This window comes from Cytophagaceae bacterium ABcell3, from assembly GCA_030913385.1.
Classification (GTDB): domain Bacteria; phylum Bacteroidota; class Bacteroidia; order Cytophagales; family Cytophagaceae; genus ABcell3.
The window spans coordinates 3,198,562-3,211,455 of record CP133159.1 but is presented as its reverse complement, the minus strand read 5'-3'; the positions used below and the strand labels follow the sequence as shown (position 1 = coordinate 3,211,455).

Sequence of the window (12,894 nt, the reverse complement as noted above, 5' to 3'; positions counted from 1 at the left end):
GTTACTTTTTTATGGGTTCTAAAATGCTCTTTTTGAACTTCTGACTCACAGAATGGAGTTTTATTATCAACCGATAAGGCCTTGCACATTAGCTAAGACAACTCATTTGATGACCATGGTCTACAAAACATAATATTTGGTTGCAAGGCAGTTGTTTTTTTATTAAGGGATAAGAAAACTTGAGCAATAAACAAAAAAAATATAAAGAACCTTCTATTGTAGTTCCCCGCTTCAATGAAGAAAATGGCTTCTACACAACCCCACAGCGTTCACGGATGATGGGCAAGATAAGGAGCAAAAATACAAAGCCCGAAATGAAACTTCGTAAAGTTTTATGGGACATGGGCTTGCGCTACAGGAAAAATGTTAAAAAGCTGCCAGGTTCTCCTGATATAGTCCTTGGTAAATATAAGCTAGTGATCTTTGTGGATGGAGAGTTTTGGCATGGTCATAATTGGGAAGAAAAGAAAAACACTATTAAAACCAACAGAAGGTTCTGGATTCCAAAAATAGAGCGAAATATGCAACGTGACCGGCAGAATAATGACCTTTTGGTTGAGAAAGGGTGGCATGTAATGCGTTTTTGGGAAAATGATATAAAAAAGAATTTTGGAGCTGTAGTAAATGCTGTTTTACGATATATTGAAAAATATTAGAAGCAAAAAAATCAAGCCCCTGCCGCCGAGGAAAAAAAAGCCACTATGCAAACCTTAGTTTAATAAAATACTTCTCTTTCATCTTAAGGCCACCCCGACTCCTACCTAAAATGATTTTTTTGCAGTGGCTACTAGATAAAAGCATGATAATAATCATAGTAACGATATGCTTACGTCATTCCTGATAAATGTCTTACCACGTAATTTTCAGCTCAATTAAAACAGGTAGAAAAATGGAAAATAAAGATCTAGTAAAAAGCCTATTGCTCCTAGGTTTAGGGACGGTGGGTGTTGGAGTAGCTGCAATGAATAAAGATAAAATTAAGAAATTGATTGGCGATATTTCAAGTATTGTAGAAAAAGCAGACTTAGACAAGACTGCTGAAGAAGCTTTAGCACATTTTAAAGAAGCTTGCTCTAAAGTAAATTTAAAAATAGAGGAATATGCAAGAGCTTTATCTGAAGGATTTAAAGATCAAGACTTGAATTTTAAGGATACATTGGATGATTTGGTAAAATCTTATAAAGCCAATACAGAAAGGTTCGGTGAAAAATTGGAAGAGCTTGCTGTTAAACTGGCGGTAAGTTATGAAAGTAAGAAGCAAGAGCTTTCTGAGAAAATCAAGAAGCTGATTACGGAGTATGAAGCTATTATGGGTAAATATGAAAAAGCTATAGAAGACTTGGCCAAAAACTTGTATGGTAAGTTTCATATAGCTACAACAGATGATTTAAAAGAAATTGAAAGAAGGCTTCGTGCGCTTGAAAATGAAGGGGCATAACCTTATGTTTTACCCCTGTCCCCTTCTGATAAAGCGGGGGATATATTTTTTTTGCCTTCTCTCTAAGTTAACTCAAATAACCCAATTGGTAAATCAAGTGCATTTATTCCTATTATATTTTTTATGGGTTTACTTTAATCTATCACTTAGTGTATTATTGTAGTATCTGGTAACAATTTAATACTAAAATAGTTTAACTAATAAAATCTTTATTGAACGTATCTATATAAGACATGCAAAACAGCTCAGAGAAGATTGATGACCTTGAAAAAATAAACGAAGAGCAGGAAAACTACTTTCAAAGTACGATTATCCCCCAGTTGTTTTTCGACAAAGATTTTATTCTACGGAAATTTTCTCCCGCTGCAATGAAACAGTTTGAGTTAAGTGATGATTCTATTGGTCTACACTTAGATGACTTGACTAATAATTTAAAGTATGACTATTTAAAAGGTGATATTCAGCATACCATGGATTTGCGTAAAGTGGTGGAAAAGGAGTTGCAAACAAGTGACAACAGGTGGTATCGTATGAATGTTTTACCTTTTGTCCAGAAGAAAGGAAACCGGGTGAATGGTGTTATTATTACTTTTATAGATATAAATAACTATGTTCTAAGCTTAAAAGAACTTCAAAGGACTATCCATGAACACGAAATTTTTATTTACTCTGTTTCGCATGACTTAAAATCACCTTTAAACAACATTGCTGGTCTTGTAGAGATGCTATCTGAGTCCTTGGAAGGTAAAAATTCACAAAACTACAGGTCTATAATCGATATGCTTAAATCTTCTGTTTATCAATTGAAAGGCTCTATTAGTGAATTAACAAGAATAAGTCATGCGCAATCTGATAGTCAGTTAGATAAGTCAAAAATAGGGTTTGAAGATATTCTTGATGAGGTAATACTTGCGATTAATAATGAAGTAAAGAGCTCTAAGGCTCAAATTCATAAAAACTTCCAGGTTGATGAGATTTCATTCTCGAGAAAAAACCTGAGAAGTATTATGTATAACCTTCTAAATAATGCTATTAAATTTCGTATTCCAGAAAGGCCTTTGCAAATATCTTTTCATACCCAAAAAGTAGATGACTACATACTCCTTTCTGTTAAAGACAATGGAAGAGGCATTGAAAAAGAGAAACAGTCGGAGATTTTTTCTCAGTTTAAGCGTGTTATTAAAGATGTAGAAGGGACTGGTTTGGGGCTTTACCTTGTCTCGAAAATAGTAGATGGCAATGGAGGGAAAATAGAGGTCAACAGTAAAGAAGGCGAAGGTGCTGAATTTCTTTTGTATTTGAAACATGAATAATTGGAATGTCTTTTAGTCTTTATTTTAAACCGTTTGTAAAAGCTCAATAGTTGTGCTAAGCAACTTTAAAATACACTTTAAAAGTTGTTCCTCTACCCTCTTCGCTTTCAACTTCTATTTTACCGCCAGCATTGTCAATGACTCTTTTTACAATATAGAGACCAATACCTGTACCGTCTACATGGTCATGAAGCCTTTTGAACATACTAAAAACTTTTCCTTGACTCTTTTCTGGAATACCAAGTCCATTGTCTGTGACCGATAAAACAATGTACTTCTCTTTCTTTTTAGTTTTAACCGTTACTTCTGGCGGCCTGTCTGGGTGCCTGTATTTGATTGCATTACTTAATAAGTTGTAAATAACACTTTTTATATTTTTTCGGGAAAACTTTACGACAGGTGCGGAAGATACATCTACTTTAATAGAGGCATTGGATTTTTTCAGTTGATCCTGGATGCTGATTTTTACGTCCTCAATTGTTTCTCCTAAATTTACCTCATTAAAATCTTCTTCAGCCTCTCTTTGAACCCTGGAAATTTCAGATAAATCTAATATGGTTGCCTGAAACTTGTTCACTGACTGGTCCATCATTTCCAATATCGCTTCAGTATCTTCATTTAGTTGTTCATCTTGAGATTCCAAGCTACTGCGCAAAGCATTCAGTAGCCCTTCTATGTTTGACATGGGTGCCTTTAAATCATGAGAGGCAGTATAGATGAAATTGTCAAGGTCATTATTGATCCTGATGAGTTGTGTGTTGTTTTCTTCAAGCTTATTTATAGCTAACTTTTGCTCATGTATATCTATTCCTACACCTACAAAACCAATAAAAGACCCATCGGACAGATGTCTTGGGTTTCCTTTGAACATGTGCCAGCGATACTCGCCATCATGTCTCATAACTCTGATCGCAGGAATGGTATATGAAACCTGGTTTTGGTAAGCAAGTGTATAATACTTACTTACATTCTTCAAATCGTCTGGATGTATAGCTGGTATCCACCCAGTTCCTATTGCATCGCCTTCGTTCTGACCAGTATATTTAAACCATGTTTTATTAAAGAAACTAATGGAAGCATCGGGTGTAGGTTCTACGATAAATACAAACATAGGGGATTGATCGGCTAAACTTCGGAACCGGGCTTCGCTTTCTTTTAAAGCTAGTTCTGCAAGCTTTTGATCGGTTATATTAGTATGCACCCCTACCCATTCTCTAAGACTTCCGTCTGCATTAAACAAAGGGATGGCCCTTATAGAAAAATAACCCCATGAACCGTCTTTTAACTTATGCCTGTGTTCGAAAACAAATATCTCCTTTTTATGGACAGCTTTTTCCCAAGCTTCTATAGTTGCTTGGGCATCATCGGGGTGTACTGCCTTGGCCCATCCATAGCCTTGGTATTCTTCATATGTTTGACCAGTAATATGCTCCCAGCCCGGTTGTACCCCTTCCATTTCCCCCTTGGCATTGTTGGTCCACAATACGCCTTCTATAGCCTCAACGGCTGCCTGAAAGCGGTCTTTGCTTACCTTTAGTGCTTCTTCAGCTTTCTTCTGTTCTGTAACATCTTGGATAACACCGGTTATTCTCACTGGACGGCCTTCATGGTCGAAGAATATTCTGCCTTTAGGACGTATCCACCTCAGCTTTCCATCCTTTATTCCGATAGTACGATATTCATTTTGGTAGTAACCTTTGTCCTGAGGATTCTTTAAACCACCTTCTAGCGCTGCTTTGGCTTTTGCTCTATCCTCTGGGTGAATGGCTTTCATATATAACTCATAGGTTATTTCTGCTTCAGGAGGTAACCCATAAAACTCTTTGGTTTTGGCAGACCAAATGGCTTTGTTTTGTTGAGGAAAAAAATTATAAGTACCGAGTTCTGCACCTTCAATAGCTATTCTCAATTGCTCTTCACGTTCTTTGACAGCCCTTCTTGCCAGTACTTCGCCCGTCACATCAATGGCTATGTGGTGGATACCATATATTTCTCCGTCTTGGTTACGAAGTGGCTTATAAGTAAAGTTAAAATAAAAAGTCTGGAGCCTGTCATCTATCAAAAGTTCAGCAGGCTCTTCGTGGCCTTCATAAGCTACGCCTGTTTTATACACTTCACTTAAATATCCTAAAAAAGGTTGACCTATAAGTTCAGGCACGGCCTCTCTTAAAGGTTTTCCCAAGACTGACTTGTTCTTTCCCCAATAGCCCAATAAAATGTCATTGGCATACTTCACTTCAAGGTTCTCGCCAATGTATAATCCTGTAGCTACCGTTGATTCCTCAATCAGCGTTTTGTACCGTCCTTCACTTTCCTCTATTTTTTTTCTTGCGAGAACTTGTTCTGTAACCTCATGTATAACAAGCATAACACCAATTATCTTATTGTCATTTGAGTAATGAGGCTCCCATACAGTACTGAACCAATGCACTTCTTCCCTTCCGTTTTTGATAAATTTGAGTTTAGATTCCTTGGTAGTAATTTGTTGTCCAGAAGAGCGTACTTCTTCTGCAATAGACTTCATTGTCCATTCAGTTTCAGGCAATGCATCAAAAAAAGGTTGGCCATCAAATTCTGGTCTTTTTTTTCCTATTAGGCTTAAAAATGCATCATTTACTATGTTAACAACAAAATCTTTTCCAAGAATGACTGCTATGGCAACTGGGGCAAGCATAACAAGATTTCGAAAAGCCTTTTCTTTGTCTTCTAATACCTTTTGAGAAAGTATTTGCTGTGTTACATCTTGAATAATACCAGATATTGCAACAGGCTTGTTTTCTTTATACTCCACCCTTCCTATGGAATGCAAATATTTAATTTCATTGGGCTTTTTTACTCTATAAATCAGATCATGCTTTCCATCATTATAGCCTTCAATGGTTTTTTCAATGACTTCCGATACGGTTGGCTGATCGTCAGGATGGATTTGTTTTATTACATCAGAAAGAAGCATGTTTTGTTCCTTTAGGTCCAAAAGGTTCATGATCTGATGAGAGTACGTAGCACGATAGCTCTGCAGGTCAACTTTAAAAACCCCCAACTCTGCTATTTCCATGGCTAAATCCAAAGTTCGGGAGTTTTCCTCAAAGGAAGCTACTTTAGCCATTTGTTCTGTGGTTTCAGAGCAGGTAATAAAAACACCAGAAGTTTGTCCTGTTTCGTCAGCAATAGGGCTGTAACTAAACGACCAGAAAACATTTTCCCATTTCCCGTTTCGGTAAATAGGTATGAGTTGGTTTTCGATGTTAAATGATTCGCTGTTATTGTACACCCTTTCTATCAAAGGTCGGACAGTCTCCCACGAATCTTTCCAAATATTAGAAGCCGGAGTGCCTAGTGCATAGTGGGGATTTTCATTACCAAGAGTAGGTTTGTAGGCATCGTTATAGAAAAAAATTTGTTCTTCGCCCCAAATAAGCACCATCGGGATTTTTGAGCGAAGGGTAATACTAAGTGTCGTGCATAAACTTTGAGGCCATTGATCTATCGGCCCCAGACCTGTAGAACTCCAGTCACGGGTTTTAATAACCTCTCCCATTTCGCCACCGCCTGATAAAAAACTAGTGACTATTTTATTTTTGGCATCTGCTTCCATTAAGTAATTAGAAGTACAATATCATTTGAATAAGAACTCATCCACCTTCCACTCTAACCAAGGTAATAGATCATATGTTTAGGGGCAAGGGATTTTCTAATGAATATAAGTTTTACCTAAATATTAATAAAAAGGTCATTTTTATTTTCTAGTAAAAATTTGATTGTTTTCGCCCATTTCCTATCCATGGCAAATCCTGTTGGCTGGATGAACTTTGGAAAGGGGTGTTTATGAACGAGTATAGGGATTATCAAAAAGTATTATGTTGATTTCCTAATCTAATTAATATTAGTTAAGAAACCCGGTATTTTTTTAACCATACTATCCCTGCTTCTGCATTGGTAAAGGAGCGTACCGGAATAATAGGTGGCATTAATGAAAAGTATATATTATATATAACTTTTTGTACCGGAGAATTAATTAAAAAAGCAACAGCAGTAAGGTCTTTACAACCTTCTTTTCCAGCCATAAACTCCCATGCGTCTCTTTCTACTCTTTCGTAACGCCGGCAGTCAGCAAATAAAGGGTAAATGCCTCCTTGAGTATATGTTAGCCGGTCTTCAAGCATTTGTTTAAAGAGTTTAAGCGTAACATGCGTAGGTTTATAGCTTCCATAAAGAATACCGTCTTCCAGTTTTAAGGAAACCAAATCTGTTTCTTTAGCCGTGGATTCTTTGCTTTGATTTTCCATTATGTCTTTAAGTTGACGTGAAGTTTTGGTGATTTTTTGCACTAAAACAAGTCAAATCAACTTCTATATTACAAAGTATTATAATGAAACACAAGCTCGTAAACTGTTTTATTGTAGATGAGTTTTAGTATACATTTATGTGTTTTTAATCTATGTTTTGTCTAATTGCACATTTTTTTAGCTTTTAGAAGTTACTTTTTTCTTCTTCAGATGTATTTAACCTGAAATATGTATTAGAACTTTCTATTGCCTGGCAAGCAACATCAAATCGGACGCTTCGAATTGGTTTTTAACCATAGAATCACTATGCTTTGCAAACTAAATACGCTGATTTTTTGTTCTTTTGCCCCTCATAACGAAATTTAATGCATAATTCAGGTTTAATTTTAGCGTGCCATGCTGAAAAACTTAAGTTTGTAGCTTTTTTGTACACAGTCTAGGTAGCTTATGTTAATTCTTATTGTTCCTTAATAGCACTTCTAATTTCTTATAATATCTACATAAAACATGAAACATAATTACATGCTATTTCAGAAGTTCTTTTTTGCTTCTAAGGTTTATTATCAAGTTATTCTGCTTTCAATGTTATTTTTCTCTAATGCTGTTGCCCAAAGTGACTTTATTGTCATAGATCAGTTTGGCTACAGAACAACTTCTGAGAAAGTAGCAGTCATACGCGACCCACAAACAGGTTTTGATGAAGGTCAGTCTTTTAATCCAGGAAGCACCTATGCACTCGTAAATGCGGAATCTGGCGAACAAGTATTTACGGCAGAGCCAGAGGAGTGGAACGGGGGTATAGAAGATGAAAGCTCTGGAGACCGTGCATGGTGGTTTGATTTTAGCGAAGTGACCGAACCTGGTACGTACTATGTAGAAGACGTTGATCAAGGAGATCGTTCCTTTGAGTTTGAGATTAGGGACGATGTGTATAATTCTGTTTTAAAACATGCTTTTAGAACTTTTTTCTATCAGCGGGCTGGTTTTGCCAAAGAAGCTCCGTATGCTGAAACTGGCTGGGAAGATGGAGCCAGTCATTTAGGGCCACTTCAGGATGCCAATTGCAGAAGTTATGATGCCCCCGATGATGCTTCTACAGAAAAAGACCTTAGAGGAGGCTGGTATGATGCGGGAGATTATAATAAGTACACCAACTGGACTTCTAACTATATATATGAAATGTTTTTAGCCTATTTGGATAACCCTGAGGCTTGGGGCGATGATTTTGACATTCCAGAGTCAGGAAATGGCATACCTGATATTTTAGATGAAGCTAAGTGGGGAATGGACCATTTGCTGCGGCTACAGAACGACGACGGGAGCATGATAAGTGTAGTAAGCCTTTCACACGCCAGTCCACCCTCGTCAGCCACAGGGCCAAGTCTGTACGGTGGGGTGAACACAAGTGCAACAAACAACTCGGCAAGTACTTTTGCTTTTGGTGCTAAGGTTTTTGGTGCTTTGGGAATGAATGATTATGCTGATCAATTATTGGAAGCAGCTAAAAAAGCATGGGGCTGGGCTGACGAAAACCCTAATGTAATTTGGAGAAACAATGATGAGGCGTACGGTTCACAAGGTATTGCAAGTGGGCAGCAGGAAACAAACGATTATGGTAGGTTTGCCTATAAAATGAGGGCAGCGGTGCATTTATTCGAAATGACAGGTGAAGAATCCTATAAATCATTTTTTGATGAAAACTATCAGGATATTCACCTTATACCTTGGAATTATGCCTTTCCTTTTGAAGTGCGTGAACAAGAGGTTTTGCTTTATTATACCACCTTGGAAGATGCTACTACTTCTGTAGTCAGGGAAATAAAAGACAAATATGCGGATGCCTTGAACACTAACGAGTTTAATTTTCCTGCATATCATAATATAAATACTATTGACCCATATATGGCACCTTTAGAAAATTATGTTTGGGGAAGCAACGGTACTAAATCTAACCAAGGTACAATTTTTTATGATTTAATTACTTATGATATAGAGCCTTCTCAACATGAAGATGCCCGCCGTGCTGCTGAACGGTTCATTCATTATATACATGGTGTTAACCCTTTGAACATGGTGTATTTGTCCAATATGTATGGAAAAGGTGGCGATAAGTGTGTGAATCAATTCTACCACACCTGGTTCCACGACGGTACGGAGCTTTGGGATGAAGTCGGAGTGTCTACTTATGGCCCTGCACCTGGGTTTTTGGTAGGGGGGCCAAACCCTGAATATGATTGGGATGATTGCTGCCCTGATGGTTGTGGCAGTATGGAAAACAATGCTGTATGTACTTCTATTTCCTTGAGCCCTCCGAAAGACCAACCTGACCAAAAGTCTTATCTTGACTTTAATACCACGTGGCCATTAAATTCTTGGGAGGTGACAGAAAATAGCTGTGGTTATCAGACCGCTTATATTCGTTTGCTTTCAAAGTTTGTGCAACGGACAAACCCTCCTACTTTGTCTGTTGACGCTGAAAAGTTGGAGCCGAAGTTTACCATGTTTCCGAATCCAGCTACTTCAAAACTTAGCATTAAAATACCTGACGATTTTGGGGCTAAATTGTTATCTATATCCAGCGTACAGGGAGCAAGAATAATGGACCAAGAAGTTACCAAAAATAAGTTGAGTCTTGATATCCATAATTTTTCTGCCGGTATATATTTAGTGAGAATTGATGGAGACAAAGGAACTATGACCCAGAAGCTAGTAGTCCATTAAAATACTTGCTCTGAGTTTAAGCAGCCCCCGGTTTTATAGTTTATAAAGTCGGGGGCTGTTTATTTAAAATCTTATTTTAAATAAAATATTAGCTATAGATGCACGTTCCCAAGACAGAAGACTTTAAAAAGTCCTGCTAATGCAATTTTTTATTGGACTATTTTTCCTTTTTATATATTTTATTTCAACTCCTTTTGTTTCTGCTCAAAATGAAACGGCAAACTGGATTATTCCATTTTACAGTCAAACAACGACTCTATTAACTTTTAATGGAAGTATGCCCACAAAACAGATGCATAACACTAATTATTACTATAGATGGGGATTTGCTCCATATTTCAACACTTCTTCAATGTCAGATGAGGAAGGGAACCTTTTGTTTTATACAACCAATAGGATATATACCCGCAAACACCGCTTGATGCCTGGACTTCAGGAAACTGACAGTATGACTTATGTATATCAAAGCTTGACCATACCTGTTCCTGGTAGCCGAAGACTTTTCTATGTTTTTTCACTTTATGGAAGGTCTTCTAGTACTAGGAATAAACTTGATTACACAGTGGTAGATATGTCAAGAAATGAAGGATATGGAGAAGCAATAGAAAAAAGAACAATTTTACAGGGTTATCCCACACCTGGGTTCACCATTATCAGACATTCAGATAGCGAGTGTTTCTGGTTTTTATACTACGATAGCGAAGATGAGGTTTTTAAGGCTCGAAAAGTAACAAGTAGTGGTATAGATGAGCATGTTGTTAATAGTAACTTTCCATTTACCCCTCCTGGCCATTGGGATATTGAAGCTCGGATTAATTACAAAGTATCACCTGACCAGAAAAAAATAGCAGTATTAGTTTCTCCTGAGCCGAGTTTTGCACAATTAATTTATCTATTTGATTTTAATGCAGAAACAGGAGGTATGGAAAATGGAAGAATGTTGTCAGGTATAGATGAAAGAGCCCAGGCAGTTTATGATGCAGAGTTTTCTCCAGACTCAAAACTACTGTATTACAGTACAGATAGTAGCCTTTATCAAGCAAAAATAAGCTCTTCCGACAACTCAGGAATGCAGGCAACGCAAGTAAAAACTTGCTCTTCGTCAATATCTTTAGGTTTGCAGCTCGCACAGAATGGGAAAATATATATTAATGAGCATTCAGGTTCAGGCACTAAGCTTGGAGTGATTCATGCCCCGAACCAGGAGGGCGTTTTATGCAATATAGTTTTTGAGGAAATAAATGCGCAGTTTGGTATTTTCAGTTTCCCAAAATTTGTTTCGGCTTATCTTCAGCCGGCATTTTCTTTTCAAAATACTTGTTTGGGAGAGGAAACCACTTTTAAACTTATAGATACTACCGTGGTAAGTGCCGATTGGGATTTTGGTGATCAAGGGTCAGAGACGGTAAATAGCTTGAATCCTACTTATGCTTTTACCACTGCTGGCGACCATTATGTCCGGTGCACCCTTCAATATGCAAATGGTGAAAGCAAAACCTATGGAAGCAACGTACGCATAAGAGGTCCTTTGGCAAGTAACATAAACGACACAACACTATGTGCAGGAGATACCTTTCGTTTTCAGCCTTGTGCTCCCGAAGTGTACCATAGTTCAAGTGGTTCAGTTGACTATCATGAAATTATCGCCAATGACACCGTTATATATGAAACTTCTAATGGATGCTACGAAGGTTATAAGGCTATAGCTGTCAATTTTCAAAAAAGGCATACCGTTGAATTGGGGGGAGACACCATCATATGTTTTGACCAGCTTCCTTATCCCGTAGAGCTTCCAGTTCTTCCTGAAGCAAGTTACGTTTGGAGCAACGGAGATACAATTAACCAGACATCTTTTTTAGAAGGTGGACATCACCATGCGAATGTTACCCTTGGAGCTTGTTCTGTCAGTGATTCCATAGTTCTAGAGGTGACACCAGCTCTGCCAGTGGCGACTTTAGGGGCAGACACCTCTTTGTGTATTGGCGATACGCTTATGCTTGATGTTTTCCAAGAAGGCGCAAGATTTCTCTGGCAAGACGGGTCTACTGAACCTTTTTACAATACTAGTACCTCTGAGCAAGTAAAAGTGGACATTTTTTTGGGTGGTTGTAATGCCAGTGATTCTCTTACTGTCACCTTTTATGATGCCCCTGAAGTGGATCTTGGTGCAGATACTGCCATTTGCCATGGCGACACTTTGTGGTTGGATGTTTATAATACAGAAGCAGGTTATCTTTGGCAGGACCTTTCTGATGCACACAAGCTTCCAGCAACTGAAACTGGGTTATATAGTGTTCATGTAAACAGGGGGTATTGTACACGTTCAGATAGTACATTTGTTACTATAGTTGACCCTCCATATCAGCCGGAGCAAAGGCGGTTTGTCATTTGCGAAGGTGCGTTCCATGAAGTGGATCTTTCTCAAGAGAATGTATCCTTCCTTTGGAGTGACGGTAGTACTGAGGCTTGGTTTACAACAGATAAGGCAGAAAGCTTCTATGTGTTCAGGGAAAATATGTGTGGTACAGCACTTGATACCTTTGAAGTGTTTCTGGAATTAATGCCGGAACTGCAAATATTAGGTGCGCAGGAAGCTTGTACTGGTGATACCGTTTTTCTTAAAACAGAAGGAAATATTGACGTGGTATGGGACGATGGAAGTAGTGATAGTATAAGAGCTATTGTGCATTCTGGAAAATATTTTGCAGAAGGCTCTAATGCTTGTGGAGGTCTACGTGCTACTCATGAAGTCACGATTAATGATTGTTGTGAGGCAGGTGTTATTCCGAACCTGATTACTCCCAATGGCGACCAAAGGAATGATTACTTTTATTTTGAATGTGCCAAACAAGGTGGATGGGAAATTAATATTTATAATAGGCATGGAAAATTAGTTTTTTCAGATAGTAATTATGATAATAACTGGAATGGGAAAGGGCTTAGCGATGGTGTTTATTATTATGAGTTAAAAAGAGGAAATATTTCGTATAAGGGATGGGTTCACTTAATTAGATGAATATGTTTTAATGCTTTTGTAATCAGTTTGTTGTGTAAGGTTGTTGCATGATTGAATTGCCACATTGATGTTACCCTAGGATAAATGCAATTGTTCAAAAGCATTTGTTTTTTTAATAGA

Annotated in this window: 7 protein-coding genes; 5 read left to right on the top strand and 2 right to left on the bottom strand. The window is 37.7% G+C overall.

Annotated elements, in window-relative coordinates:
* Positions 1–179: 179 nt before the first annotated feature.
* The 3 genes from RCC89_12975 to RCC89_12965 all read left to right on the top strand — a co-directional run bounded on the left by RCC89_12975 (position 180) and on the right by RCC89_12965 (position 2,751).
* Positions 180–656, top strand: coding sequence for a very short patch repair endonuclease (locus RCC89_12975; GenBank protein WMJ74069.1), 477 nt, complete (start codon positions 180–182; stop codon positions 654–656).
* A gap of 233 nt (positions 657–889) precedes the next feature.
* Complete coding sequence (locus RCC89_12970; GenBank protein ID WMJ74068.1) at positions 890–1,438, top strand: hypothetical protein; 549 nt, start codon at positions 890–892, stop codon at positions 1,436–1,438.
* 233 nt (positions 1,439–1,671) lie between these two features.
* On the top strand, positions 1,672–2,751 hold the full coding sequence (locus RCC89_12965) for an ATP-binding protein (protein ID WMJ74067.1): 1,080 nt from the start codon (positions 1,672–1,674) through the stop codon (positions 2,749–2,751).
* Positions 2,752–2,806: 55 nt separating this feature from the next.
* Here RCC89_12965 and RCC89_12960 read toward each other — a convergent pair whose 3' ends face one another.
* Both RCC89_12960 and RCC89_12955 read right to left on the bottom strand, forming a co-directional pair.
* Entirely contained in the window at positions 2,807–6,346 is a 3,540-nt protein-coding gene (locus tag RCC89_12960; GenBank protein ID WMJ74066.1) for a PAS domain S-box protein, read from the bottom strand.
* Between the two features lie 292 nt (positions 6,347–6,638).
* On the bottom strand, positions 6,639–7,037 hold the full coding sequence (locus RCC89_12955) for a hypothetical protein (protein ID WMJ74065.1): 399 nt from the start codon (positions 7,035–7,037) through the stop codon (positions 6,639–6,641).
* A gap of 507 nt (positions 7,038–7,544) precedes the next feature.
* Between RCC89_12955 and RCC89_12950 the strand changes: the two genes are divergently transcribed.
* Complete coding sequence (locus tag RCC89_12950; GenBank protein ID WMJ74064.1) at positions 7,545–9,758, top strand: glycoside hydrolase family 9 protein; 2,214 nt, start codon at positions 7,545–7,547, stop codon at positions 9,756–9,758.
* A 292-nt stretch (positions 9,759–10,050) separates the two neighbouring features.
* Positions 10,051–12,774 (top strand): gliding motility-associated C-terminal domain-containing protein, encoded by a 2,724-nt coding sequence (locus RCC89_12945; protein WMJ74063.1) that lies wholly within the window; start codon positions 10,051–10,053, stop codon positions 12,772–12,774.
* Positions 12,775–12,894 lie beyond the last annotated feature (120 nt).

Excerpts from the sequence above, each read along its gene's own strand:
- RCC89_12970 (WMJ74068.1), top strand. The coding sequence starts at position 890 with ATGGAAAATAAAGATCTAGTAAAAAGCCTATTGCTCCTAGGTTTAGGG.
- RCC89_12965 (WMJ74067.1), top strand. The coding sequence starts at position 1,672 with ATGCAAAACAGCTCAGAGAAGATTGATGACCTTGAAAAAATAAACGAA.
- RCC89_12960 (WMJ74066.1), bottom strand. The coding sequence starts at position 6,346 with ATGGAAGCAGATGCCAAAAATAAAATAGTCACTAGTTTTTTATCAGGC.
- RCC89_12955 (WMJ74065.1), bottom strand. The coding sequence starts at position 7,037 with ATGGAAAATCAAAGCAAAGAATCCACGGCTAAAGAAACAGATTTGGTT.
- RCC89_12950 (WMJ74064.1), top strand. The coding sequence starts at position 7,545 with ATGAAACATAATTACATGCTATTTCAGAAGTTCTTTTTTGCTTCTAAG.
- RCC89_12945 (WMJ74063.1), top strand. The coding sequence starts at position 10,051 with ATGCATAACACTAATTATTACTATAGATGGGGATTTGCTCCATATTTC.